Origin of the sequence: Solwaraspora sp. WMMA2056, assembly GCF_030345095.1 — a bacterium.
In the GTDB taxonomy this organism is placed as follows: Bacteria; Actinomycetota; Actinomycetes; order Mycobacteriales; family Micromonosporaceae; genus Micromonospora_E.
The window spans coordinates 4540955-4566767 of the sequence record NZ_CP128360.1; the positions used below are offsets into that span (position 1 = coordinate 4540955).

Annotated in this window: 24 protein-coding genes; 12 read left to right on the plus strand and 12 right to left on the minus strand. The window is 72.1% G+C overall.

Annotated features, from left to right (window positions below):
- Positions 1-154 precede the first annotated feature (154 nt).
- A complete protein-coding gene (locus tag O7608_RS20425) occupies positions 155-943 on the plus strand; it encodes a hypothetical protein (RefSeq protein ID WP_289206134.1) in 789 nt (262 codons plus the stop codon).
- A gap of 16 nt (positions 944-959) precedes the next feature.
- Here the strand turns inward: O7608_RS20425 and O7608_RS20430 are convergent, their stop codons facing one another.
- Both O7608_RS20430 and O7608_RS20435 read right to left on the minus strand, forming a co-directional pair.
- On the minus strand, positions 960-1418 hold the full coding sequence (locus O7608_RS20430; RefSeq protein WP_289206135.1) for a roadblock/LC7 domain-containing protein: 459 nt from the start codon (positions 1416-1418) through the stop codon (positions 960-962).
- 97 nt (positions 1419-1515) lie between these two features.
- A complete protein-coding gene (locus O7608_RS20435; RefSeq protein WP_421361584.1) occupies positions 1516-2379 on the minus strand; it encodes an ABC transporter ATP-binding protein in 864 nt (287 codons plus the stop codon).
- A 253-nt stretch (positions 2380-2632) separates the two neighbouring features.
- Here O7608_RS20435 and O7608_RS20440 point away from each other — a divergent pair, with 253 nt between their 5' ends.
- Both O7608_RS20440 and O7608_RS20445 read left to right on the plus strand, forming a co-directional pair.
- Complete coding sequence (locus O7608_RS20440) at positions 2633-3793, plus strand: alanine racemase (protein ID WP_289206136.1); 1161 nt, start codon at positions 2633-2635, stop codon at positions 3791-3793.
- A gap of 50 nt (positions 3794-3843) precedes the next feature.
- Positions 3844-4536: a formylglycine-generating enzyme family protein gene (locus tag O7608_RS20445; protein WP_289206137.1), complete on the plus strand. Its 693-nt coding sequence runs from the start codon at positions 3844-3846 to the stop codon at positions 4534-4536.
- 42 nt (positions 4537-4578) lie between these two features.
- Here O7608_RS20445 and O7608_RS20450 read toward each other — a convergent pair whose 3' ends face one another.
- Complete coding sequence (locus O7608_RS20450) at positions 4579-6525, minus strand: nucleoside-diphosphate sugar epimerase/dehydratase (protein ID WP_289206138.1); 1947 nt, start codon at positions 6523-6525, stop codon at positions 4579-4581.
- A gap of 177 nt (positions 6526-6702) precedes the next feature.
- On the opposite strand from O7608_RS20450, the gene O7608_RS20455 reads away from it, so the two are divergent.
- Entirely contained in the window at positions 6703-8169 is a 1467-nt protein-coding gene (locus O7608_RS20455; RefSeq protein ID WP_289206139.1) for a tyrosine-protein kinase domain-containing protein, read from the plus strand.
- Here the strand turns inward: O7608_RS20455 and O7608_RS20460 are convergent.
- Positions 8156-8746: an arsenate reductase/protein-tyrosine-phosphatase family protein gene (locus tag O7608_RS20460; RefSeq protein WP_289206140.1), complete on the minus strand. Its 591-nt coding sequence runs from the start codon at positions 8744-8746 to the stop codon at positions 8156-8158. The genes O7608_RS20455 and O7608_RS20460 overlap by 14 nt on opposite strands.
- 123 nt (positions 8747-8869) lie before the next feature.
- Here O7608_RS20460 and O7608_RS20465 point away from each other — a divergent pair, with 123 nt between their 5' ends.
- The 4 genes from O7608_RS20465 to O7608_RS20480 all read left to right on the plus strand — a co-directional run bounded on the left by O7608_RS20465 (position 8870) and on the right by O7608_RS20480 (position 13256).
- The gene (locus O7608_RS20465; RefSeq protein ID WP_289206141.1) at positions 8870-10024 is read left to right on the plus strand and encodes a DegT/DnrJ/EryC1/StrS family aminotransferase; all 1155 of its coding nucleotides are present in this window, start codon (positions 8870-8872) and stop codon (positions 10022-10024) included.
- Positions 10021-10677 (plus strand): NeuD/PglB/VioB family sugar acetyltransferase, encoded by a 657-nt coding sequence (locus O7608_RS20470; protein WP_289206142.1) that lies wholly within the window; start codon positions 10021-10023, stop codon positions 10675-10677. Before O7608_RS20465 ends, O7608_RS20470 begins: the two co-directional genes overlap by 4 nt.
- A 40-nt stretch (positions 10678-10717) precedes the next feature.
- Positions 10718-11926: a glycosyltransferase family 4 protein gene (locus O7608_RS20475; RefSeq protein WP_289206143.1), complete on the plus strand. Its 1209-nt coding sequence runs from the start codon at positions 10718-10720 to the stop codon at positions 11924-11926.
- 169 nt (positions 11927-12095) lie between these two features.
- Positions 12096-13256 carry a glycosyltransferase gene (locus O7608_RS20480; RefSeq protein ID WP_289206144.1) on the plus strand — a complete coding sequence of 387 codons (1161 nt, stop codon included), beginning with the start codon at positions 12096-12098 and terminating at the stop codon, positions 13254-13256.
- Between the two features lie 112 nt (positions 13257-13368).
- Here the strand turns inward: O7608_RS20480 and O7608_RS20485 are convergent, their stop codons facing one another.
- Positions 13369-14631, minus strand: coding sequence for a nucleotide sugar dehydrogenase (locus O7608_RS20485; RefSeq protein ID WP_289206145.1), 1263 nt, complete (start codon positions 14629-14631; stop codon positions 13369-13371).
- A gap of 149 nt (positions 14632-14780) precedes the next feature.
- Here O7608_RS20485 and O7608_RS20490 point away from each other — a divergent pair, with 149 nt between their 5' ends.
- From O7608_RS20490 to O7608_RS20500, 3 genes are all read left to right on the plus strand, one after another.
- Positions 14781-15788, plus strand: a complete 1008-nt coding sequence (locus O7608_RS20490; protein ID WP_289206146.1) for a GNAT family N-acetyltransferase — start codon at positions 14781-14783, stop codon at positions 15786-15788.
- A gap of 1896 nt (positions 15789-17684) precedes the next feature.
- Entirely contained in the window at positions 17685-18128 is a 444-nt protein-coding gene (locus tag O7608_RS20495; protein ID WP_289206147.1) for a DUF1707 SHOCT-like domain-containing protein, read from the plus strand.
- A 115-nt stretch (positions 18129-18243) separates the two neighbouring features.
- Positions 18244-18594 carry a hypothetical protein gene (locus tag O7608_RS20500; RefSeq protein ID WP_289206148.1) on the plus strand — a complete coding sequence of 117 codons (351 nt, stop codon included), beginning with the start codon at positions 18244-18246 and terminating at the stop codon, positions 18592-18594.
- 821 nt (positions 18595-19415) lie between these two features.
- Here O7608_RS20500 and O7608_RS20505 read toward each other — a convergent pair.
- The 5 genes from O7608_RS20505 to O7608_RS20525 all read right to left on the minus strand — a co-directional run bounded on the left by O7608_RS20505 (position 19416) and on the right by O7608_RS20525 (position 23292).
- Positions 19416-19571: a DUF6131 family protein gene (locus O7608_RS20505; RefSeq protein WP_289206149.1), complete on the minus strand. Its 156-nt coding sequence runs from the start codon at positions 19569-19571 to the stop codon at positions 19416-19418.
- A gap of 299 nt (positions 19572-19870) precedes the next feature.
- Positions 19871-20455 carry a TetR/AcrR family transcriptional regulator gene (locus O7608_RS20510; RefSeq protein ID WP_289206150.1) on the minus strand — a complete coding sequence of 195 codons (585 nt, stop codon included), beginning with the start codon at positions 20453-20455 and terminating at the stop codon, positions 19871-19873.
- Between the two features lie 214 nt (positions 20456-20669).
- On the minus strand, positions 20670-20912 hold the full coding sequence (locus tag O7608_RS20515) for a helix-turn-helix domain-containing protein (protein WP_289206151.1): 243 nt from the start codon (positions 20910-20912) through the stop codon (positions 20670-20672).
- 175 nt (positions 20913-21087) lie between these two features.
- Positions 21088-22386 carry a TolB-like translocation protein gene (locus O7608_RS20520; protein ID WP_289206152.1) on the minus strand — a complete coding sequence of 433 codons (1299 nt, stop codon included), beginning with the start codon at positions 22384-22386 and terminating at the stop codon, positions 21088-21090.
- Positions 22387-22521: 135 nt separating this feature from the next.
- Positions 22522-23292 carry a zf-HC2 domain-containing protein gene (locus tag O7608_RS20525; protein WP_289206153.1) on the minus strand — a complete coding sequence of 257 codons (771 nt, stop codon included), beginning with the start codon at positions 23290-23292 and terminating at the stop codon, positions 22522-22524.
- A gap of 118 nt (positions 23293-23410) precedes the next feature.
- On the opposite strand from O7608_RS20525, the gene O7608_RS20530 reads away from it, so the two are divergent.
- Complete coding sequence (locus tag O7608_RS20530) at positions 23411-23998, plus strand: sigma-70 family RNA polymerase sigma factor (RefSeq protein ID WP_289206154.1); 588 nt, start codon at positions 23411-23413, stop codon at positions 23996-23998.
- A 31-nt stretch (positions 23999-24029) separates the two neighbouring features.
- On the opposite strand, the gene O7608_RS20535 is transcribed toward O7608_RS20530, so the two are convergent.
- Complete coding sequence (locus O7608_RS20535; protein WP_289206155.1) at positions 24030-24659, minus strand: MBL fold metallo-hydrolase; 630 nt, start codon at positions 24657-24659, stop codon at positions 24030-24032.
- Positions 24659-25744 (minus strand): S-(hydroxymethyl)mycothiol dehydrogenase, encoded by a 1086-nt coding sequence (locus O7608_RS20540; RefSeq protein WP_289206156.1) that lies wholly within the window; start codon positions 25742-25744, stop codon positions 24659-24661. Before O7608_RS20540 ends, O7608_RS20535 begins: the two co-directional genes overlap by 1 nt.
- Positions 25745-25813 lie beyond the last annotated feature (69 nt).

The window sequence follows — 25813 nt, forward strand, 5'->3', positions numbered from 1 at the left end:
GTCCGGCTCGTGACGGTCCGGAATAGGTGCCCCGGCCGGCCCGGGCACCTATGATTGCCCGGTCGCGCCGCCGGGTAGGACCGGTACGCGCGGTGCCACGCGCTGGTGTCGGACCGCGCTGGTCGACCGCCAACCGGGAACGAGGTATTCGTCGGTGTCGTCATCCATTGCCAGCCAGCCGGCCGGGTCGCAGTCCGTCTCCGGACCGGGCCGCAGGCCGTCGCGGCGTACGCTCTGGATCGTCGTCGCCGTGGTCGCGGCGCTGTTGGTGTCGGCGACGATCGTGGCGGTGGTGGTCGAGAGCCTGGGCTCGCGTACCGGCCGTGACGACGCCCGGGTGGTCCAGGTGCAGCGGGGCGACCGCGACCAGGCGCGACTGGAGGTGCTCGACGGCGCCACCGACCTGCGGATCGTCGCCGACGACCTGGGTGACCAGTTGGTCCGGGCCGAGACGCCGGCCGACGGCGCGGTGCTGCCGCAGCTGTCCGAGGCCGACGGCGCGGTCCGGATCGGGCTGGTGGACAGCGGCGACGGTGGCGCCGCTGTCCTGGAGATCCGGGTGCACCGCGACGTGCTCTGGTCGATCCGGATCGCGGGCGGTGCGACCAGTCAGCGGGTGGATCTCGGTGCCGCGCGTGTCTCGGAAGTGGACCTCGCCGGTGGAGCAAGCACAATGGATCTTGTGCTGCCGGTCCCGGACGGCACGGTCGCCGTCCGGATGTCCGGTGGTGTCAGCACCTGGCGAGTGGCGGTGCCGGCCGACGTCGGAGTGCGGGTGCGGCTGGGCTCCGGCGCGGGTGGCGTCAGCCTGGACGGTGCCCGTCGCGACGGCGTCGCGGGCGGCGAGACGCTGACGACGACCGGGTGGGAGCAGTCGACCGACCGTTACGACATCGACGCGGTGGCCGGCGTCGCCGAACTGACCGTCACCAGCGGGCGGTAACGGGCCGACGGAGCCGTCACCCGGCGTGGGCGCCCTGGACGAGTGCCTCCGCCGGTTCGCCCCGCTGGGCCGGCTCCTCCGGCGCCGGGAAGGCCGGCAGGTGCCGGTCGGCCCGCCCGGCGAACAGCGCCACCTCGTAGGCGACGGCGTCCATGTCGGATCCGGCGTCGAAGACCGCGGCGATGATGGCCCCACCAGGCGTGGCGGCGATGAAGAGAAACGCCGTCCCCATCTGGATCACGATCTGCCGGACCCGGCCGGTGCCGGCGTGCTGACCCACCGCGACCGCCAGGGCGCGTAGTCCCGCCACGACACCGGACAGCTGTTCGCCCAGCTCGTGGTCCACCCCTTTGGACCAGGCCAGGAGGATGCCGTCGGGGGAGAGCGCCACCGCCTGCTGTGCCTGCGGCACCCGTTCCACCAGGTCGTCCAGCAGCCGGGAGACGTCACCAGTGGTGACCACGGGGTATGCCATGAAGGAACTCTCTTTCGGTTGGTGCCCGTTCCCGCGCAAACAGTACCCCCGACCGGACCTTCCGGGTGGTTACGGCACGGACCACCCGAGGAGATTTCTACTCCATGGTGGACGCGCGTGCGGCGCCGCCGGCGAGTGGGACGACCAGCGGCGTGCCGCTGGCCGGGTCATCGATCACCATGACACGCAGGCCGAACACCTCCTCGACCAGTTCGGCGGTCAGCATCTCTGCGGGCGCTCCGGCCGCCAGCACCCGGCCGTCCTTCATCGCGACCAGGTGCCGGGCGTACCGGGCGGCGAGGTTCAGATCGTGCAGCACCATGACCACCGTGCGGCCCCGTTCCCGGTGCAGCCGGTCGACCAGGTCGAGTACGTCGATCTGGTGGGCCAGGTCGAGGTAGGTGGTCGGCTCGTCGAGCAGCAGGATGTCGGTGCCCTGCGCCAGGGCCATCGAGATCCAGGCCCGCTGCCGCTGCCCACCGGAGAGGGTGTCGACCGGTCGTTCGGCCAGGTCGCTGAGCCCGGTCCAGGCCAGTGCCTGGGCGACGATCTTCTCATCGGCCCGGGACCATTGCCGCAGCCAGCTCTGATGCGGCTGACGGCCCCGGACGACCAGGTCGGCGACGGTGAGTCCGTCCGGTGCGCTGGGTGCCTGCGGCAGGATACCCAGCCGGCGGGCGACCTCCCGGGTCGGCATCCGCTGGATCTGTTCCCCGTCGAGCAGGACGTCACCGCCGGTCGGGCGCAGCAGCCGGCCGAGCGCCCGCAGCAGCGTCGACTTGCCGCAGCCGTTCGGGCCGACGATCGCGGTGACCGCGCCGTCGACGACGTCGAGGTCCAGCTGCGGTACGACGACCCGGTCGCCGTAGCCCAGACGCAGGGACCGCGCCCGCAGCCGGGTCGCGCCGGGTGGATCGTCCGCCCTGCTGCCCGCAGGGACGCTCACCGGTAGCTCGGCCAGGCTGGTCAACGCTGCTCCTCGGGTCGTGTGCCGTCGACGACGCTCGCATGAAGGGTAGCCTTACCAAACGGTGGGCTCCAGGTGGTAGGTGGATCCCGGGTGTTTTCTCCGGGTTGCCCCGCCGGCCACGACCGCCGTGCCGGCCATGACCGCCACCGGCCGCAGGCGCGGCGGGCATCGACGGATGGCCATGGTGCGGCAGGATGGTCCCGGGCGGTGCCGCCCGGGACCGACGACCACTGCCGGAGATACCGTGACCATCGACGTTCACCCGTACGCCACTGGGACCGACCGGTTCGCCGTACCGGCCGGCCTGGAGACCCCGAACCTGCTGCTCGACCTCGACGTGCTGGAACGCAATCTCGACGAGATGGCCGGGCACTGCCGGCTGCACCAGGTCGCGCTGCGCCCGCACGCCAAGACGCACCGGGTGCCGCAGTTGGCCCGGCTGCAGCTCGACCATGGTGCCGACGGCATCTGTGTGGCCAAACTCGGCGAGGCGGAGGCGTTCGCCGCCGCCGGCGTGTCCCGGATGACGGTGGCGTACCCGCTGGTCGGCACGGACAAGGCGCAGCGTGCGGTACAGCTGGCCCGCCGGTGCGAGCTGACCGTCGGTACCGACAGCGTGGCCGGTGCGCGTACCCTCAGTGACGCCTTCGTGGCCGCCGGCCGGCTGTTGGACGTGTTGCTGATGGTCGACAGCGGCTTCGGTCGCTGCGGGGTGGCTCCGGCCGACGCGGCACGCGTGGCCTGGGACGTCGCCGAACTTCCCGGCGTACGACTGACCGGGGTGATGACCTTCGAAGGGTCGGTGTACGGGGCGGTCGACCGGGCCGACCTCGTCGCCCGGTCCCGCGCGGCGGCCGCCACCACGCTGGCGGCGGCCGAGGCGATCCGGGCCGCCGGGCTGAGCCTGTCGACGGTCTCGCTCGGTTCGTCCGCGGCGGCCCGTACCGTCGTCGCGGAGCCGGGGGTGACCGAGGTCCGGCCCGGTGTCTACGCCTTCAACGATCTCGGGCAGATCGCGCTCGGCAACGCCACGGTCGCCACCTGCGCGGTGCGGGTGCTGGCCACCGTGGTCAGCCATCCCGCGCCTGACCGGGCCTGCATCGACGCGGGGTCGAAGTCGCTGGGCCTCGACGGGCTGCCGGCGACGGGGCGGGCCGCCGACTACCCGGGGTACGGGCTGCTGGCCGACCTGCCGGGCTGGCGCATCGTGCGACTGTCCGAGGAGCACGGTTGGCTGCGGTGGGCCGGGTCGGGCGAGCCGGTCCCACTGGCGGTCGGTCAGCGGGTGCAGGTCGTCCCTAACCATGTCTGCATGGTCTTCGCCGGGTTGGGCGAGGTGACGGCGCTGCGTGGCGGCGAGGTGGCGGCCGTCTGGCCGACGATCGGGCCGGGGGCGTCGCGGTGACCGGCTGACCCTGTGCGCCGGCGTGCGTGCGCCGGTGCCAACGTTGTCGGATGGACGATCCCGTGGCGGCCACCCTGGTGCGGGTCCCGGCCGGCCGGGTCGCCCTGTCGGACCGTCGCACCCGGTCCCAATGGACCGTCGAGGTCGCCGACTTTCACCTCGGCGAGGCAGCGGTGACCGAAGGCCAGTACCGCGCCGTCGTCGGCACCGGTCCGGTCGGCACCGTCGGTGGCGGCGGGTCGAGCGACGCCGACAGCCGGTTGCCGATGGTCGAGGTCTCCTGGTGGGACGCGGTGCGGTTCTGCAACGCGCTGTCGGAGCGCGCCGGCCTGCCGCCGACCTACCGGGTCGACGTCGCCGCCGGGCGGATCGAGTGGGACACCGGTGCCGCCGGCTACCGGCTGCCGACCGAGGCCGAGTGGGAGTACGCCTGCCGGGCCGGCACCAGCGGCCCCCGGTACGGGCCGATCGACGAGATCGCCTGGTACCGGGACAACTCCGGGGACCGTCGCCGTCCGGTCGGTGGTCGGCGGCCCAACCCGTGGGGTCTGTACGACATGATCGGCAACGTCTGGGACTGGTGCTGGGACCACTACGACCCTCAGGTGTACGGCGACTACCGGGTGCTGCGCGGTGGCGGCTGGGCCGACCCACACTGGAGTTGCCGGGCCTCGGTCCGCCGGCGCAGCCACCCCGCGTACGCCATCGACGACGTCGGCTTCCGGGTGGCCCGCGCGGCGTGATCCGGCCCACTGCCGGCGTAGGCGTCGGTGCCGCCGGGTCGGCTACCCGGCGGCACCGACCCCGCTGTTCGTGCTCACCGACGCGCCCGGGTCCGCGTCGATGGCCGGTCCACCGGCCGGTCCGGCGCCGGTGCCGGCCCGGTGGACGGACCGACCCGCGCCGGTGGGCACCGGCGCGGGTGCGCAGAGCGCCGCGAGGTCGTCGACCAGGTCGTCGCTGCGCCCGTACGGGTCGAGCAGGTGCACGTGGACCGGGTCGAGGGCGGGCACGGCCACCTGGGAGATCAGCGGGTGCAGAGGTCGGGTGTCCTGCTCGCCGGCACCGAGCAGGTCCTCGTGCAGCTTCTCGCCGGGGCGCAGTCCGGTGTAAATGATCTTCACCGGGTTGTCGTACTGCTCGGCGATGGTCCGGGCGACGTCGGCGATGCGGACCGGCTCGCCCATGTCCAGCACCAGGGCCTCACCGCCCCGGCCGATCGCCGCTGCCTGGATGACCAGTTGCACGGCCTCCTGGATGGTCATGAAGTACCGGGTGACCTCGGGGTCGGTGACCGTGATCGGCTTGCCGGCGGCGGCCTGGGCCATGAAGGCGTGCAGGACCGACCCTCGGCTACCGAGCACGTTGCCGAACCTGACGCTGAGGAAGGTCCCCTCGTTGGCGCCGGCGGCGAACGCGGTCAGCCGTTCGGTGATCCGCTTGGAGTAGCCGAGGACACTGGTCGGGTCGGCGGCCTTGTCGGTGGAGATGTTGACGAACCGCTCCACCGAACGGCACGCCTCCAGCAACGTCTGGGTGCCCCAGACGTTGGTCTTCACCGCTTCGCCCGGATGACGCTCCAACAGGGTGAGGTGTTTGAGCGCGGCGGCGTGGAAGACCACCTCCGGGCGCCGGCTCCGCATGATCTGCCGGACGGTGTCGCTGTCGCGCAGGTCGGCCAGGATCAGGTCGGGGCTGTCCAGCAGGGCCCGGCCGCGCAGCGACAGCTGTACGGCGTGCAAGGCGGACTCGTCGCGGTCGAGCATCATCAGCTCGCCCGGCTGGAACCGCATGATCTGCCGGCACAGCTCGGAACCGATGGACCCACCGGCCCCGGTGACCAGCACCCGTTTGCCGGTCAGGTAGCCGGCGATGGTGTCCAGGTCGGTCTCGATCTGGTGCCGGCCGAGCAGGTCACGCAGGTCGGGATCGCGTAGGTCGGTGACGGCGGGCGCGTTCTCCAGCAGTTCGCTGACCGACGGGACCACCTTGAACCGCGCACCGGCCCGGTGGGCGAGCTGGCGGATCTCGCGGATGAGAGCGGCGTCGGCGTTGGCGACCGCGGAGACGACAGTGGTGGCACCGGTACGGGCGGCGACCGCCGGGATGTCGTGCCGGCCGCCGAGCACCGGTACGCCGTGCAGCCACAGCTGCCGTTTGGCCGGGTCGTCGTCGAGCAGCCCGACCGGCAGGTACCGCCCACCCGGCTCGTCGAGCATCGCCCGCAGCAGCGAGGCGCCGGCGGCACCGGCACCGAACAGCAGCACCCGCTGGGTGTGCCGCCCGACGGGCCGCCGGCGGCGTTCGTGGCGCAGCCGCCGCAGGTACCGCACGCCCAGCATCTGGGTCAGGGCCAGGCAGCCGCCGACCAGCGGCGCGCTGGCCGGTACCGGCCGTTGCGGTGCCGCCAGGTCGGCCAGGAGCAGCACCCCGATGGTGGCCAGCACGCAGCGCGACACGGCCCAGACCTCGTCGAAGCTGCCCAGCGGGTAGCGGTCGCGGTAGAGGTAGCTCAGGTGCGAGGCGGCGGTGTGCAGCACGACCGCCGCGAGGATCGCCAGCACGAGTCCGTTGAGGTGGATACCGGCGATGGCGAACTCGTAGCGGGTCCAGACGGCGACGACCAGCCCGATGCTCCAGGCGGCGAGGTCGGCCAGCCATAGTGGCGCGACGGCGCGGTCGCGAGGGCGCCGGGCCGTGGCGTCGTCGGTGAGTCGGGTCGATGGCTCCATTCCAGCCCCGTTCAGTCGGCAGCGCCCGTGGCGTCCGGCGGCGTGCTCTGGTCTCGTCCACTGACTACTGACAGCAGCAGCAATGCCACTATTTGACCAGAAATAGCCTGTTGACGCCGTAGATTGGTACAAGATGGTGCTGACTATGACGTAGCGGAATTTCGGGAGGCCGTACCGATGGAACTGCGGGACTACTTCGACGCGGTGCGGAAACGGTGGCTCTGGGTGATAGCGGCGATGACCGTCACGGTGGGCGTCGCGGTCGTCGTCAACGTGCGGGCGACCCCGCAGTACGCCACCTCCGTGACGTTCTTCGTCTCGACCTCCAGCGCCCAGGGGGTGACCGACGCCTACCAGGGCGGACTGTTCTCCCAGCAGCGCGTCAAGTCCTACAGCGGGCTACTGGCCAGCGACCGGCTCGCCGACACCGTGGTGAACCGGCACAGCCTCGGGCTGACCGCCGGGGAGGTGCAGGCCCGGATCAGCGCCCGCCCGGTGCCCGACACCGTCCTGTTGCAGGCGACCGTCACGGACAGTTCGCCGAACCGGTCGGAGCGCATCGCCACGGCGATCGCCGGAGAGTTCGTCGACCTGGTCCAGCGGCTGGAGACCTCACCCGGCGCCGACCGCCCGGCGGTCAAGGTCGAGGTCGTCTCCGGGCCGCTGCTCAATCCCACCCCGGTCTCGCCCCAACCGGTCCGCAACGTCGCACTGGGTCTGCTGCTGGGCCTGCTGGCCGGCGTCGGTCTCGCGCTGCTGCGCGGCCTGCTGGACAACACCGTACGCAGCGTCGAACAGATCCAGGAGGTGACCGCCGCACCGCTGCTGGGCACCATCCCGCTGGACAGCACCGCCCGTCGGGAACCGCTCATCATCGGCCGGCAGACCCACTCCCCGCGCGCGGAGTCGTTCCGCCAGCTGCGGACCAACCTGCAGTTCGCCGACGTCGACAAGCCGATCCGCAGCCTCCTGGTGACCAGCGCGATGCCGGAGGAGGGCAAGACCACCACCGCCACCAACCTGGCGCTGACCTTCGCCGAGGCAGGCAGCTCGGTGGTGCTCGTCGAAGCCGACCTGCGCCGGCCGCAGGCCACCTCCTACCTGGACATGGAGGGCGCCGTCGGTCTGACGAACGTCCTCGCCGGGCACGCCGAGCTCGACGACGTGCTGCAGCCCTGGGGCGACAGCGGGATGACCCTGCTGCCCAGTGGGTTCATCCCGCCGAATCCGAGCGAACTGCTCGGCTCCCAGCAGATGGCGGACCTGCTGACCAGTCTCCGGTCGCGGTTCGACATCGTGATCGTGGACACCGCGCCGCTGGTGCCGGTGACCGACGCGGCGCCGATCGCCGCGCAGGTCGACGGTGCCATCCTGGTGGGCCGCTGCGCCAAGACCACCGAGGCGCACCTGCGTGCCGCCACGGCCGCGTTGCGGGCGGTGGATGCCCGGCTGCTCGGCTGCGTACTGAACATGACGCCGCACCGCAGCGGCTCCCACCACTACTACTACAACGACCGCGGCCGCGGCCGGCGCGGCAGCCGTACGTCGGCTCCGGCCCGCCAGCGGCAGGCCGCCGTCGACACCGCCGTGCCGGTCGCCGATCAGCCGACGCCGACCGGTGGCGCCGCCGTCAAGGCTTCATGATGAGGTCCAACATCGTGTCGACCGTCAGACTGATCTGCCGGGCACAGCCCCGGAAGTCGTCGAGCGGTCGCCGCACCGGGTCGGCGAGGTCGTCGGCCTCCGCGGAGACCGGCTGGACCCGCCCACGTGCGGCGGCGGCGTCCCGCACCAGGGCGCGCGCCCGGTCGACCAGGTCCGGCTGCGCCGGCCCGGTCGCGGCGGGCACCGCGCGGGCCAGCCGGCCGAACTGGCGGACGGTGAAGGTCCGACCCACGGTACGTGGCGCCAACGCCACGCAGTGCGCCCGGTGCCGTCGACTCGCGGTCAGGATCAGATCCGCGTCCTCGAGCATGGCCGCCTCCACCTGCCGACTGACGAACCCGGTCGGATCGGCCTGGCGTTCCCGTAGCACGGTCTCGGTGTGTGGGTGCATCGGGTGGGCGACCAACGCATGGGTGCCGGCGCTGTGGGTGACGAAGACCGTCGCGTCGGGCCCCAACCGGGTGGCGAACTCGTGCCGGGCCAGCCGTTCGGCCATCGGCGACCGGCAGATGTTGGCCCGACACACGAACAGGGTGGTGAACCGGTTAGTGGACATTCTCGCAACCAGCCATTCTGATCGGCCGTCGACCGCCCGGACGGGCGGGTGGCCGCCGCCGTCCGTCCGGCCGCGACCCGGTCAGCCTAGCGTCCGATTGGCCCGGTTCGGTGGAGCACCACGATGACCGGGCAGATCCATCTGTCGGCGCCGGACGTCACCGGACTCGAGGAGGAGTTCCTGGTCGCGGCGGTGCGGTCCGGCTGGGTGGCACCGACCGGCCCGGACGTCGACGCCTTCGAGCGGGAAATGGCGCAGCGGGTCGGGGTGCGGGACGCGGTCGCCGTCAACGCCGCTACGTCCGGGCTGCACCTGGCGTTGCTGGCACTCGGCGTCGGCCCTAGTCACGCGGTCGTGGTGCCGACGATGACGTTCGCCGCCGCCGCGAACGCGGTCGCCTACACCGGGGCCGAGCCGGTCTTCGTCGACTGCGAGCCGTCGACCGGCAACATCGACGTCACGCTGCTGGCCGAGCTGCTCGCCCGGCGAACCCCGCACCGGCCGCCGGTCCGGGCGGTGATCGCGGTCGACATGTTCGGTCGCTGCGCCGACTACGACACCCTGCTGCCGTTGTGCGCGCGCCACGGGGTTCCGGTCGTGGAGGACGCGGCGGAGGCTGTCGGGGCGACCCTGGCGGGCCGTCCGGCGGGCGGGTTCGGCCGGGTCGGTGTCTTCTCCTTCAACGGCAACAAGATAATGACCACCTCGGGCGGTGGCATGGTACTCACCGACGACGTCGAGCTGGCCCGGCGCTGCCGGTACCTGGCCAGCCAGGCCCGCCAACCGGTGCCGCACTACGAACACACCGAGGTCGGCTACAACTACCGGCTCAGCAACCTGCTCGCCGCGTTGGGCCGGGCCCAGCTGCGTCGGTTGGACTCGATGATCGACCGCCGCCGGGAGACCCGGGCCCGGTACGCGAAGACCTTCGCCGACGTCGCCGGAGTGCGACTGCTCGGTGCCACCGGGGACGCGCCGGACCAGGGCAGCAACGCCTGGCTCACCGTTGTCGTGGTGGACCGGCCGACGGCCGGCTGGGCGGCTGCCGACCTCGGTCGCTACCTCGCCGACCACCGGATCGAGACCCGTCCGGTGTGGAAACCGATGCATCAGCAGCCGGTCTTCGCCGACGCCCGGCGGGTACTCACCGGGGCCGCCGACCGGCTGTTCGCCACCGGACTGGCACTGCCGAGTGGCTCGGCGCTCAGCGACGGCCAGATCGACCGCGTGCTGGCTGCCATCGACGCGTTCCTCGACGGCGACCGGAGCCCCCGGTGAGCGCCCGGGACCTGGTGATCGTCGGCTGTGGTGGGCACGGCCGGGAGGTGTTCGGCATCGTCGCGGCGATCAACGCCGCCGGCGCGACACCCCGCTGGCGCGTCGTCGGTTTCGTCGACGACGATCCGTCGCCGACGAACAAGGCCCGGGTGGATCGGCTCGGCGTACCACTGCTGGGCGCCCTCAACTGGCTCACCGCCCACGACGCGCCACCGGCGTACGTCCTGGGCGTCGGCGCGCCGACGTCCCGGCAGGCGCTCGATCGGCGGATCGCCGCCGCCACGGCGCGGCGGCTGCGCGCCGCGACCCTGATCCACCCGGGCGCCACCGTCGGCCCGGACAGCACGCTCGGTGCCGGCGTCGTGCTGTTCGCCGGCTCCCGGGTCACCACCAACGTCACCCTCGGCCGGCACGTACATCTGAACCAGAACAGTGTGGTCGGCCACGACACGACGGTGGGTGACCACTGTTCGGTCAATCCGCTGGCGGCGGTCTCCGGTGACTGCCAGGTGGCCGAGGCGGTCCTGATCGGGACGACGGCGGCGGTGCTGCAAGGGCTGCGCGTCGGCGCGGGCGCGACTGTCGGCGCCGGGGCCTGCGTCGTGCGCGACGTGCCGGCCGGCGCGGTCGTCAAAGGGGTCCCCGCGCGATGACGGACCCCGGGGTGGACAGTCAGCGAGTACGGAAGGGTCAGTGACTGTGCGGATCGTGGTGATGCTCAAGACGACGGAGGGCGGCCGGTGGATCGTGCCGCAGGTCGAGGAGCTGCGCCGGCGCGGCCACGAGGTGACGGTGGTGCTGCCGGCCGGGCCCGGCCGGCTGCGCGACCTCTTGCGGCGCGGCGGGGTGTCGATGGTGGACTCACCGTTCCGGTTCCGCTTCCGCCCGGGGATCGCGACGCTCGTGCAGCTGTGGCGACTGCGCCGGTTGATCCGACGGCTCCGCCCCGACGTACTGCAGTACCACCACTACCACGCCGCGCTGGCGGCCCGGCTGAGCACGCTGGGTCTCGGCGTCGCCCGGGTGTTCATGGTGCCGGGCCCACTGTTCCTGGAGTCCCGGCTGATCCGCGCGAGTGAACGGTTCCTGGTCCGTCTCGACGACGTGGTGATCGCCGGCAGCGGTTGCACCGCCGCGCGGTACCGGTCGCTCGGCCGCGCGGACCGGAGCCTGCCGGTCGTGCCGTACGGCGTTGACACCCGGACGTTCCGGCCGCCGGACGTCGCGACCCGGCTGGCGGCCCGCCGCCGCCTCGAGCTGCCGGACGACGTCTTCGTGGCGATCATGGTCGCCTACGTCTACGCGCCCAAGAACCTCGTGCACCGGGGCACCGGCATCAAGGGCCACGACGTACTGCTGCATGCCTGGCGGACGTTCCACCGGGACCGTCCGCAGTCCCGGCTGATCCTGGTGGGGGCGGGGTGGGACGCTGCCGGCGAGGAGCACCGCCAGGCGCTGATCCGGCGGTTCGACATCGCGGGCGATCCGAGCATCGACTGGTACGCCGGTGTCGTCGACGTCAGCCGGTACTACGCGGCCGCGAACGTCAGTGTGAGCCCGTCGCTGTCGGAGAACCACGGCGCGGCGTTGGAAGCGGGCGCCGTGGCCGTACCGTCGATCGTCTCCGACGCCGGTGGGCTGCCGGAGACCGTCGTCCCCGACAGCGGCTGGATCGTCCCGGCCGGGGATGTCGACAGCCTCGTCGCCGCGCTGCACACCGCGTACGCGGAGTTCCGCTCCGGCGGGCTGCGGCGACGCGGGTTGGCAGCCCGTGAACTGGTCGAACAGCGCTTCGACAGCGGTGACTGCGCGCGGGCCGTCGCAGACGTGATCGAGGTGACCGGCGGGCTCCATCCGGTGCCCCGTCGGCACCGGCGGTTGGCGGGCTCGGCCACCGGCTGAGCATCCGGCAGCGTACCGGGACATTCAGTGACAGCGACCTTTCCCGACAACGGTGTTGACGACGGTAGATGGGGGCACGGTGGACAGATGGTCAGGCTCCGCTACGGGCACGATCGCGGTCAGTACGGAAGCACGGTTGCTCCGCACGCCCGACGGCGCGGTTTGGACGGTGTCCGGACCGGCCCACTCGTTCTGGACCCGGTACCTGTCCGCGTTCGAACGGGTGCGGGTGATCGCCCGGACCTGTTCGGTGACACAGCCGCCACCCGGTGCGGCCAGGGTGGACGGGACCGGTGTCGAGGTCTGGCCGTTGCCGTACTACGTCGGACCGGTCCGGTACCTGCTGCGCCGTCGGGCCCTGCGCCGGTCGCTGTCCGACGCGGTCCGTGACGTCGAGGGTGTTCTGCTGCGGGTGCCGTCGCCGCTGGCCAACCTCCTGGTGCCGGTGCTGCGCCGGCAGCGCCGGGGCTACGCACTCGAGGTCGTGGGTGACCCACAGGACGTGTTCGCCGCCGGGGTGGTGCGCCATCCCGGCCGGCTGCTGATGCGTTTCTGGGCGGTTCGCGCGCTGCGCGAACAGTGCCGGCGGGCCGTCGGCGCGGCCTACGTCACCGAGACCCACCTGCAGCGCCGCTATCCGCCCGGACCCAACACGACCGCCACCTGGTACTCCAGCGCCGACCTGCCGGCCGCGGCGTTCGTCGACCAGGCGCGGACCCCACCGCCCCGTACCGCACCGGTGACCCTGATCTCGGTCGGCGCGCTGGAGCAGATGTACAAGGGCGTAGACGTCCTGCTGTTGGCGATGTGCCGGCTCAACGGCCGCGGAGTCGCGGTCCGTCTCGTGCACGTGGGTGACGGTCGGCTCCGCCCCCGCCTCGAACGCCTCGCGGCGCAGCACAACCTGACCGACCAGGTCACCTTCACCGGTGCCCTGCCCGCTTCGGCGGTGTTCGAGCAGCTCGACCGGGCCGACCTGTTCGTCATGCCGTCGCGTACCGAGGGGTTGCCCCGCGCGATGATCGAGGCGATGGCGCGTGGCCTGCCGGTGATCGGGACATCGGTCGGTGGCGTCCCGGAGCTGATCGGTCCCGACTGTCTGGCTCTGGCGGGCGACCCGGCGGCCCTGGCGGAGGCGATCGCGGCGCTGCTGGCGGATCCGCAGCGGATGGCCGATGTCGCGTCGGGGAACCTGGCCAGGGCGCGCGACTACCGCGTCGAGGCGTTGGCCCCGCGCCGGGCGGCCTTCTACCGGACGTTCCGGGTCGCCTGCCGACCGGCCACGGTGTCGCCAGCGGTGACCCCGCGGGAACCTGCCGCCACCCGCTGAGGCACGTACCGGCGTGGGCTGACCTGACGTGGCTGATCTACGGGCCCGGGTACCCGGGCGGGGCGTGACACGTCCCGCGCGGCCCGGAAGTCAGAGCAGACCGGCCCGGAAGTCAGAGCAGTTCGGTGCCGGCGGTGGCGGTGAGCCGCCGCCGGGTGTCGAGCACCAGCGGCGCGGTGGCCAGCAGGTCGTAGTCGATCCCGTCGTGGTCGGTCAGCACGATCACCGCGTCAGCGGCGGCGACCTCGTCGGCGGTGAGCGGCGCGGCGTGGACGAACGGCGGCAGCTGCGCCGGCTGCAGGTACGGGTCGACCACCCGGACCCGCGCACCGGCCAGGTGCAGCAGTTCGGCGACCCGTACGGCTGGTGACTCCCGGCAGTCGCCGCTGTTGGGCTTGTACGCCAGCCCGATCAGCAGCACGGTGGCGCCCCGGACCGCCCGGCTGCGCCGGTTCATCGCGCTGGTCAGCCGTTCCACGACGTACGTCGGCATGTAGTTGTTGACGTCGTTGGCCAGTTCGACGAACCGGAAGCTGCGGCCGAGGCTGCGCTTGACCTCCCACGACAGGTACGACGGATCGACCGGCAGGCAGTGTCCGCCGACGCCCGGCCCGGGGGTGAACCGCATGAACCCGAACGGTTTCGTGCTGGCCGCGTCGATCGCGTCCCAGATGTCGATGCCGAGCATGTGCGCGTACATCGCCAGTTCGTTGACCAGGGCGATGTTGACGTGCCGGAAGGTGTTCTCCAGCAGTTTGGTGGTCTCTGCCTCCCGGGTGCCCCGGACCGCGATGGTGCGTTCCACCAGGCCGTCGTAGAAGGCCTGCACGGCCCGCAGCGACTCGGTGGTGATCCCGGAGACGACCTTGGGGGTGTTGACGAACGTCCACTCCCGGTTGCCCGGGTCGATGCGTTCCGGGCTGTACCCCAGGTGGAAGTCGAGGCCGGCCTGCAGCCCGCTGCCTTTTTCCAGCAACGGGCGCAGCAGTTCGTCGGTGGTTCCCGGGTAGGTGGTCGACTCCAGTACGACCGTCGCGCCGGGGGTCAGACGCGTGGCGAGTGACCGTGCGGCGTCCTCGATGTAGCGCAGGTCGGGTGCCCCGTCGCGCAGCGGAGTGGGGACGGTGATGACCGCCGTGCCGAAGCCGGCCGTGTCGGCGTAGTCGGTGGTGGCGGTGTACCGGCCGGTGGCCAACGCCACGCGTACCTGGTCGTCGGGGATGTCCTCGACGTACGACGTGCCGCAGCGCAGCATGGCGACGCGCTCGACGTTGGTGTCCACCCCGATGACGTGGTGGCCGACCTGTACGGCCCGCATGGCCACGGGCAGACCGACGTATCCCTGGCCGACGACGACTACCGGAGCGCTCTCCATGGCCTCGTACCCCCGCACAATAGTGCAATAACTGGACAAATGATATCTAAGCACTCGATCTCAGACGGGGAGGCCTGTTTGCCGATCACCGTCGACGACGCGGCCGAATCCAGTGGCACCGGTGACCGGCCACGCCCGACAATCGGTCGGTGTCCACCACCACCGACGCTCCGACCCTGCCGGCGGGCTACGTAGCACGTCCGCCAACGGCTGCCGACGCCCCCGAGATATTCGCCCTGATCGCGGCCTGCAACTCGGCGGTCGTCGGCCGGCCCGACTACACTCTCGCCGAGGTGGCAGACGAGCTGGCCGAGCCCGACTTCGACCCGGCACGCGACGGCTGGCTGGTCCACGACCAGCAGGGCCGCCTCGTCGGCTGGGGCTGGTCGTGCCGCAAGGGCGACAGCGACACGGTCGACATCGACGCCTACCACGTCCCGCACGAGCCGCAGGTGGGGCAGTGGCTGTGGCACCGGGCGCAGCACCGGGCCGTCGCCATCGCCGCCGAGCGCGGTCACCGCCGCGCCGTGCTCGACGTCGGGTGCTACCGCGAGGACACCGCGACGGCCGCCCGGCTCGCCGGCTACGGGTTCGGCGTCGCCACGGTGTTCAACCGGCTGTTCATCGCCCACGACCCGACGAACGTCCCTGCGCTGCCGCCGCCCGGCGACGGGGTACGCATCCGCGACATGGCGACCGATCCCGGGTCCCGCCGCGACGCGTGGACAGTGCACCAGGCGGCGTTCGCCGACCACTTCGGCTTCGCCGCCAAGAGCTACACCGACTGGACCGCCCATCTCGAGTCGCAGAGCAGCCACGACTGGAGCCTCGGCGAGGTCGCCTACCTCGGCCCGACCCCGGTCGCGATGGTGCTGCGCTCACATGCCTTCGTCGCCGACGAGCGCAGCGGCTACGTCTGGCTGCTCGCCGTGCATCCGCACTGGCAGGGCCGCGGCCTCGGTCGGCTGCTGCTGCGCCGGGCGCTCGCCGCCGACGCCCACGCCGGCCGGCGGGGCACCTTCCTGCACGTCGACACCGATCCGCGCCGGCCGGCGCTCGGGCTGTACCTCGCCGAAGGGATGCGACCGGTCCAGGTGATCGACGCCTGGCGGCGGATCGTCGCGCTGCCCGGCGAGGTCGGCGGCGGTACGGCGTAGCACCTCGTCGACCAGTGGGCCGTCGACCGCCGTCAACGACGCCGTCATCGTCACCACCACCAGGGTCCTGTCCACCTGGGCCACCCCCAGGGCCGTCGTCTCGGTGACCCGTCCCGATCCCTGGCCGAGGGTCTGGACCAGGTCCAACCGCCAGGCGCGGTCACCGGCCATCGGAGCCGCCCGGGTGAACGCCTGGACCCGTAGTCCCGCGCCGTGGTCGGTGAAGTCCCGGCACGCCGCACCGGCCCGGTCCGCCGCGGCGAACACCAGGTCGACCGGCCGCCGGTAGGACACCACATCGATCTGCAGGGTGACCCGACCGAGCCCGCCCGCGTGCGGCGTACCGGGTGCGGCGTACCGGGCGACAGCATGACCGGTCCGGTGTGCGGCCAACCGGCGCAGGTAGCTGTCGATGACCGAGGGATGACAGCGGCCGGCCGCGATCGGCCCGGCGGACGCCGGCGGTAGCGGCTCGGCCCGCCACACCGGGTCGAGCACCTCCTCGATCGCCCGGGCGGCCCGGTTCGCCGTGTCGGTGTCGATCTGTGCGACCGTGCCGTCGACCCGGCCGGGTCGCGGGGCCCGCGCCGACGGCACGGCGCCCACCTGAGGTGGAGCGCTGCGCCCACCCGGGGCCGTGGCGGCGACCGCACCCGGCCGCTGCGCCGCGCCGTCCGGCGTCGGTGCCAGCGCCGGCGCCGACGGATCCGGCGCGATCACCGGGGCGGCGACGAGGAACGCCACCGCGCCGACGGAGAGGCCGGCCAGCAGCCCGACGGCGGGGCCGAGCCGGCGGACCGGTCGTCGGTGCGCCGGCCCGGCGGCGTCACGGGTCGCCGCGAACGCGGCCAGTACCGCGCCAGCAGCCACCACGGCCAGCGTCGCCGGCACCGTACGTGTGCCCGACGGCACCAGATGCCAGCCGATCGTCGCCAGCACCGTGGCGCCGCCAACGGCGACCACCCCGGTGGCCGCCGCGGTGACACCGGCGTGTCCCCGAACGGTCCCGCCGAGTCCCCGGGTGACGACGGTGACCACGAGTGCCAGGGCCACCAGCCGTAGCTGGTCGGCCCACGACCCGCCGAGTCCGGCACCGGACCCGAGCGCAGCACCGGACCCGAGCGTGGCGGCGACCGGGACGCCGGCGGCCGACCCGATGGCCGCCACGGCGACCAGCCATGGCCAGCCGCGCAGGGCGCAGGACCGCGCGGTGCGCCCGTCGGCGATCCGGTCGAGTTCGCTGCGGACCACCGGGTCGAACTCGGCCGGGCACAGCGGGGTCGCGGCGAGTACCGCCGGCAACACCACGGTGTCCGGTCGGCCCGGCCCGCCGTGACCGGCCACGCGGAGTCCGCCGACCCGCAGCCGCGCCCACCGGGTACGGGTGCCGCCGTGCTGCCGGCACAGCTCCCGGAAGCGGGCCTCGACCAGCGGATGTGCCGGCCGGTAGCGGGCGATCCGCCGTTCGTCGGCGAGCGCGACCAGCAGCGCGCCACCGAGGCAGAGGCCCATGGTCACCAGCGCCGCAGCGATCATCAGCAGACCGACCGGGCGGGTCGCCGGGGTCAGACAGTCCGGGACCGCCGCCGGCCGACCCGGGCAGTGTGCCAGGGCATTGTGGTACGCCAAGGCGATCGGGCGGTACGCCAGCGCCTGGGCCGCACCGACGGTGGCACCCACGGCGGCCACGGCGGCCACGACGATCACCAGCGGCCACGGTCCGCTGCCACTACGTACCATGCGAGACCCCTTCGCGGACTACTCTAAGTGGTCTTACGAATGCTCTCCGTTAGACATCATGAGGTACGCGGTCTGGTGGATCCAGTCCCGGCAAGCGTCTGAACTGCACTGACGTGCATGAGGTACGGTGCCGGCAAGGGCTCGGGGAGGCGCAGCATGACGCAACGAGTAGGTGACACGCACCGCAACCAGGTCACCGGGCTGCTCACCGAGGCGGTCGGCGAAGGCTACCTCGATCTGGTCGAGTACGAACGGCGGCTGGTCGAGGTGACCGGTGCCCGGACCGCCGCCGACCTCGCCGCCCAACTCGCGGATCTTCCACCGAAGTTCCGCTGGGATCCCCGCACACCCGCGGTGACCGGTGCGGACCGTGCCGTCGCCACCCGTACCACGGTCGCCCTGGTGACGGCCATCGCCGCGTTGCCGCTCACCGCCTGCTACGGCGCGGGTGCCCTGCCGGCCGCCGTGGCGGTACTGCTCGCCCGATCCGGGCGGCACCAGCCGGATCAGCGGGCCAAGGCGGTGGCGGCGACGGTGCTCGGGCTGACCGGCGTCGCACTCGCGGTGGCCGTCGTCGTCGTGTTGGTCGTCGTCGGCTGACCCGGACGGCTCCGCTGCGGCGCCAGCGCCGATCAGCCGGACGGCTCTCCCCGGAAAGTGCCAGCTTGGCCCGCGCCGAGTCCACGATCCGGCGCGGTCGGTCACCGTCGTCGACATGCGCCAGCCACGAACGGTCCTGCGGGTCGTCCTCGTCCTGTCGACGCTGCTGGGCCTCACCGCCTGTGCCACGACGAGCGCGAGGTGCCGCGACGACCGGTGCACGGTGGCGGTGAAGACCACCGCCACGGCCAGTGTCGAGATTCTCGACCACCAGCTCACCTTCGACGACCTGGTGGACGGCTCCGTGACGGTGGTCTACGCCGGTGCGCCGTACCGCGTCGGGGTCGGACAGACCGCCGTGGTGGGTCCGCTGTCGGTGACCGTACTGTCGGCCACGCCGGGCCGTGCGAAGTTGTCGGTCAGCGTTGAATCCACAGTCGCAGATCCTGGGGCTCCAGACAGGTGACGACGGCTTCGTGCAGCAACATGCTGGCGGCACGGGCGAGTAGCAGGTCAAACTGGCTGGTAGGCCCGTCGCCCAGTCGTAACCGGACGATTCCCCGGCGCCGGTCGACGGCGCATCGTAGCGGTAGTTCGTGGGGGCGTCCGCCGGCACCTCGGACGAACACCCGTAGCTCCACGACGTGCTCGGTGCCTCTGGCCTGGGCCGCGGCTGGAGGCCGCGGCCCAGGCCCGGTGGTGCCGGTGCCAGCCGGTTGTCGCTGCGGTCGGGGCGGTGCGGGGGGTGGTCCTGCGCGGGGAACTGGTCGCGGTGCCCGGACGGACCGGTGCGGTGTTGGTGGCTCCGGTGGTGGTGCCGCGCCGGCACGCGGGGCAAGTTCCGGTCTACCCAGGAGTACGGTGTCCACCCCGGTGCCTTCGGATCCGGTGACGCGGTACCGGATGGTGACGGCCGTGGGGGAGTGGGCCAGCACCACGCCGGTGCGCCAGGCCCCGGACCGGTGGATCCAGATCTGATCGCCTGGTTGGTAGGGCGGGGTCTCCGTACGTGTCTGCTCGAACGAGCGTGAGCTGCTTGCCATCGGCGCTCACCGCCGGACCGTACGCATTATTCGTGATTTGCCTTTGGTCGGGGGTGGATGGTGCCTGCCGTCAGCCGACGATACTTGTCCGGCGCCGACGGCGGCGACCGTCGATGCCAGGTGCTCATTCGGATATTGCGGACCTGACGCTGCTGTCCAGTGCTCGAAATGGCAGTTTCGCCATGTTTTCGGGGTACCGACGACGACCGTCGTCGGTACCCCGAAAACATGGCGGTGGACGCCGTCACCAGTAGTGTTTGCGCCCGCCGACCGGCCGACCGACGGCACCGAGGATGTAGAGGACCGCACCGACCAGCAGCAGGATGATGCCGAGCGTGTAGAGGATGGAAATGTTCAGCACCAGGCCGAGGACCAGCAGAATCAGGCCGAGCAAGAGCATCGAGGGCTCCGTTTCTCACCGGGGTTCGGGGACGGCGTCTGATACCCGGGGCACCGGGGTCCTCAAACGCCCCCGGTGCTGCTGCCGCCCGGCGGCAGCAGCACCCTGAGGGCGACCAGCAAACCAGCCTCCTAGGATGCACTATACAGTGTGACAGCGCCGCTCGTACGTCCACGAACTACCATCATCGCAATCCGTCTTATGTAGACAACGAGAGAAGGTGCCGCAACCAGTCGGAGCCGGGCCGGTCAACCGCCTCGGTCAACCGCGCCTGCTGTCTGGCGGGCGGGGGTCGCGGATCAGCCGCGAGTGGCGATACCGTCGAGGAAGATCTTGGTGCAGTCGTCGATCAGACGGTTCACCGAGGATCGGCCGCCGGGCTTGAACCACCGTACGGTGAGCCAGATGGCGTCCCGGGTGAGCCGGTAGAACGTTCGGGCGTCGACGTCGGAGCGCAGTGTGCCGTCCTGGCGCCCGGCCTCGATCACCGTCAGCCACACGTCCTCGACCTCGCGGGAGACTCCCTTGAGGTAACTGAACCGGGACAGGGTCCGGAGATAGTTCGCGTCGTTCTGGTAGATCTCGGTCGCGTGTGGGTTGGCCGCCGCGCACTCCAGGGATGATCTGATCAGCTCACGCAGTTGCTGGGCCGGGGGAGTGGGGGCGTTCAGTACCTGCTGGTACCGGCTGCGGAGGTCGGCGAGATAGGACGAGATGATTTCGTCCACCATCGCCTCCTTGGATTCGAAGTGGTGGTAGAGGCTGCCGGACAGGATCCCGACCTCATCGGCGATTTCGCGGACCGTGGTGCCGGCCACTCCGCGGCTGGCGAACAGCGCTCCGGCGCGGTGGAGAATGTGGTCTCGGCGGCTGCGGGAAGTCAACCTTGTCTCCCAGATACGGTGTCGAACGATCGGACATTTGCTTGGCACCCTTCCGCGACGGGCGGTCAGCGTGACGCGCCGCCGGATCCGGCGGTCGACCATCTGACCTTCTGACCTATGTGACCGGTGACCATGGGTGGTCTGTCGAGGGGCGGAGGAGGTACGCCGCCAGTGTAGGACCCGGTCCGTCCACCTTCTCCGGGTGTGCTGCTACTCAGTCCAGTGTGCTGCGTCGTGCCCTCGGGGCGCTGTCCGGGCGCTCAGCCGTCTCAGCGATTGGGGTGACGTGGTTGCCGCCGCGTCGGCGTACCGTCACGCCGGAGTAGTGCAGTCTGCGGTGTACGTAGCTGTAGGAGACGCCGAGGTCCGCGGCGATCCGCCGGATCGGTGCCCCGGCGAGATACCGGGCGACGATCTGATCGGTGCTCGGACGATCTGCTGGCGGGCTGGCCGGCATGGCTGCTGCTCCCTGCGTCACGGCGACGGGAGTCGCCGCCGGTTGCAGGTGTGTCGCGCTCCCCGACCAGCTGGTTGACCTGCCGGCGCTGTCGGATCAACGGCAAACGGCCCGCCCGGGGTCGTCACGGTCACCGTGACGACCCCGGGCGGGCCGTTTGCCGGGTGCCGCCAGGTCAGCCGACGCTGACGCGGCTGGTCGCGCCGGTCGAGTGGTCGTACCGGAAGACGTCCCGGGCGGCGTTGGTGTCACCAGGGACCAGGTTGGTGGCGTCGGAGCCGAACAGGACGAACCGGCCGTTGCCGCTGAGCAGGGCGGTACGCGAGGCGCCGTTGGCGGGGGTCCCGTCGGCCCCTGCGCTGACCAGCCAGGTCCGGCCGGCTTCGCGGTCGCGCAGGTAGACCTGTCCGATGACGTCGTCGGGCCCGGGTCCACCGGTCAGGTTCGTCGACGTCGACTCGAAGGCGACGTAACGCCCGGTCGCACTGAGGTGGCCCGCGCCGGCGCCACGGTCGGCCTCGCCGCCGCCGTCGGCCAGGCTCACCCGTACGGTGCGGCCGGCCGCAGGGTTGTGGACGAACAGGTCCGCCGCGTCGTTGGTGTCCGCTCTGACGAGGTTGGCGGCGGTCGACTGGAACAGCACGAACTGCCCACCGCGGCTGATCGCCTGGGCGAAGGTGGTCGCGTCGGCGGCGTCGCCGACGGTGCTGGTGCCCACCGGGGTGGTCCCGCCGGTGACGACGTCGTGCAGGTAGGTGATCCACCTGCCGTCACCGGTGCGCAGGTCGTAGCCGACGAACAGGCCGTCCGGGCTGGCGACCGGGGTCCAGCCGGGAGCCAGTGAGTCGGCGGGAATCGCGGTGATCATGCGGGTGGTGGCCTCGGTCCGGTCACGGACGTACAGGTGACGTGCGCCGGTGGCGGTGCCGCCGGACACCAGGTTGGTGGCGGTCGACTGGAAGACGACGTACCGACCGTCGGCGCTCACCCCGACCGCGGTCGACCACCCGTCAGCGGCGGTGCCGTCGGCGGCGACACTGATCAGGTCGGTCGCCTGCAGGTGCAGATCGCGCAGGTAGACGTCGGTGGTGCCGGCACCGTCGCCGACAGCGAGGTCGTCGGCGGCGCTGGCAAAGACGGCGTAGCGGCCGGACAGGCTCAGTTGCGCGGGGCCGGTCACCGCCGCCGTCGGGACCTCGCCGGTGGCGGTCACGTCGACCAGGCTGGTCACCGCTTGGTCCAGGTCCCGTACGAACAGGTGCCACTGGGCGGTGCCGTCGCTGGCGACCAGGTTCGCGGCGGTGGAGGTGAACAGGGCGTAGCGGCCGTCCGCGCTGATTCCGGCCGGTGTGGAGTGTCCGTCGGCCTGGATGCCGCCGCCGGGCGCGGCGTCGGCAGGAGCGGCGGACACGAGTACGCACACGATGCTGGACAGCAGTCCCGCCGTCAGTCGTCGGGGGGCTGGCAGTGCCATATGTACTCCGCAAGGGGACGTGAGGTGAGCGGGCCGGCTGGCGACGCCCGCGCGGCAAGCTACCCTAAGTCATCTATCGGATTCTGTCTGTTGCCTGACAGCTGTCCGGGTTGTGGGGATCGGCACCGGACCGGATCAGGCGGCGCGGTCGCGCTGTCGGTCCGGCCGGACCGACAGCGAGGCGTCGCCGACCAGCCGCAGCGGCACCCGCTGGCTGGCTGCGGGCGTCTCGTCGTCGAGGTGCACCCGCCACCGGGACCGCCCCCGTGGCGTACCGTGCACCGGCGTGTCGGGGTCGCGTCCGAGCCGGCCGAGCGTGAGCAGCAGCAGATAGCCCATGACCACCAGGCCGTGGCTGAGCAGCCGGGGGTAGTCGACCCGGCCGGTGATCGCGTCGTTGACCGACAGCAGTGCCAGCACCGCGACGAACGCGGTCAGGGTGGGCAGGATCCCCGCCGGCCGGGTCCGCCGCAGCGCGATCCAGGCGAACCCGGCACCCAGCGCGACGTTCCAGGCCGCCGACTCGTGCCACAGGTGGTTCGGCGCGGTCCCACCGACCGCGTCTGGTACGTGCAGGTGGCCGTCGGCGACCCCACCGATCTGGGCCGCGCCGAGCAGGAACTGGGCGACACCGAGAAGTCCCAGGGCGTACCGCAGGACGAGGGTGAGGTGGTCAGCGGTCAGCCGCCGGGGCGTCGGCAACGCCGCCAGGACTGCGTCGTCGACCACGCCGAGCGGCAGCGGTCCGGTACGGCGGGCGAGGACCGTCACCTCGCTGGCGTCGGCGTACCAGGTCCGGCACTGCGGGCAGCCGGCCAGGTGGCCCTGGGCCGCTGCCGTCTCCGCCTGGTCGGCCTCCCCGTCGAGTTCAGCCGACAGCAACTCTCGATAGTCCGCGCACCCCACATGTCAATAGTCGGCCCACCGGCCGGGACGGTTCCCGGCGGGGTCAGGTTTCCGCCCGCCGACAGGTCCCGGCGAGGCGGTCTGTCGCCGACGGTGCGGTGCGGATACCCTTGCGGTCATGCCGCACGCCGGATCGGACGACGACCAGGTGACCAGGTGGGCTCTTGCCGCCCGCGACGGGGACCGGGCCGCAGCCACCGCGTTCATCCGTGCCACCCAGCCGCACGTGCAGCGGTTCCTCGCCCACCTGGCCGGCAGCGGCGACGCCGAGGACCTCACCCAGGAGACCTACCTGCGGGCGATGCGGTCGTTGCCGAGGTTCGCCGCCCGGTCGACCGCGCGGACCTGGCTGCTGTCGATCGCCCGCCGGGTCGCGGTCGACCACGTCCGGTCGGCGATGGCCCGGCCGAGGGTCGCCGACCTCGACGACTGGCAGGCGGTCGCGGAGAGCACCACTGCCGGGCGCGGCGCACGCTTCGAGGACGCCGTCGTTCTCGAGCAGTTGCTCGCCACCCTGGAGGTGGACCGTCGGGAGGCGTTCGTGGCCACCCAGGTGCTCGGGCTGAGCTACGCGGAGGCCGCCGAGGTGTGCGACTGCCCGGTCGGCACCATTCGGTCGCGGGTCGCCCGGGCCCGGGAGGACCTGGTCGCGGCGATGGCCGCACCGGGCCGCGGCGACCGGCGGCACCTACGGGCGATCAGCTGACCGCTCACAGGTGCGTCGCCGGTGGTGCCGGTCAGTGCCCGCGGGCGAGCCATTCGTCGAGCTGGGGTGCCTCGGCCCCGATCGTGGTGCTGTCGCCGTGCCCGGTGTGCACCACCGTTGCGGCGGGCAGCCCGAGCAGCCGATCCTGGATCGACGTGACGATGGTGCCGAAATCGCTGTAGGAGCGGCCGGTGGCACCGGGTCCGCCGGCGAACAGGGTGTCCCCGGTGAAGACCACGCCGAGGTCGGCGGCGTACAGGCAGCAGGCCCCGGGACTGTGCCCCGGGGTGTGCAGCACCTGCAGGACGGTGCCGGCGACGGCGATGAGCTGACCGTCGGCCAGTTCACCGTCCGGCGCGCGGCCCGGGTGGACCTGGTCCCACAGCACCCGGTCGGCGGGGTGCAGCAGCACCGGCGCGCCGGTGACGTCGGCCAGCGCCGGCGCCTTCCGGACGTGGTCGTCGTGGGCGTGCGTGGCGATGATCGCAGCGACGGTGCGGTCGCCGATCACGGTACGGATCGCGTCGACGTCGTGTGGCGCGTCCAGGACGACGCATTCGGTGTCGTCGCCGATCACCCAGACGTTGTTGTCGACGTCGAAGGTCTGCCCGTCGAGGCTGAACGTCCCCGAGGTGACGGTGTGGTCGATCCGGGCCGGCATCAGAAGATCACCACCGAGCGCAGCACGTCACCGTGGTGCATCTTGGTGAACGCCTCCTCCACCTGGTCGAGGGAGATCTCCTCGGTGACGAAGGCGTCCAGGTCCAGCCGCCCCTGCCGGTACAGCTCGGTGAGCATCGGGAAGTCACGCGAGGGCAGGCAGTCGCCGTACCAGCTGGACTTGAGCGCGCCGCCGCGACCGAACACGTCCAGCAGCGGTAGCTCGACGCGCATCTGCGGGGTGGGCACACCCACCAGGACGACGGTCCCGGCCAGGTCACGGGCGTAGAATGCCTGTTTCCAGGTTTCCGGTCGCCCGACGGCGTCGATGACGACGTCGGCACCGTGTCCGCCGGTCAGCGCCTGGATCCGGGCGACCACGTCCTCGGTGCGGGCGTCGACGGTGTGGGTGGCGCCGAAGCCGCGCGCCCAGTCCAGTTTGCGGGGGTCGGTGTCGACGGCGACGATCGTCGTCGCGCCGGCGAGCGCGGCACCGGCGATGGCGCCGTCGCCGACCCCGCCGCAGCCGATCACCGCGACCGAGTCGCCCCGGCCGACGCCGCCGGTGTTGATCGCCGCGCCGAGGCCGGCCATCACCCCGCAGCCGAGCAGCCCGACGGCGGCCGGCCGGGCTGCGGGGTCGACTTTGGTGCACTGGCCCGCGTGGACCAGCGTCTTCTCGGCGAACGCGCCGATGCCCAGCGCGGGGGACAGGACCGTGCCGTCGGTGAGGGTCATCTTCCGGGTCGCGTTGTGGGTGGCGAAGCAGTACCAGGGCCGGCCCCGTAGGCAGGCCCGGCAGGTGCCGCAGACCGCCCGCCAGTTGAGCACCACGAAGTCGCCGGGGGCCACGTCGGTGACTCCGTCGCCGACCTGTTCAATCACGCCGGCCGCCTCGTGGCCGAGTAGGAACGGGTAGTCGTCGCTGATGCCGCCCTCGCGGTAGTGCAGGTCCGTGTGGCAGACCCCGCACGCCTGGATCCGTACCACCGCCTCACCCGGTCCGGGATCGGGAACGACGATCGTGGCGACCTCGACCGGGATGCCGGTGCTCCGGGAGATCACCCCCCGTACCTGCTGGCCCATCGGAATCCTCCTGGAACATCGTCGTAACCCAGGTGTCGAACCTACCGCCGCCCGGGCCGGTGCGGAACC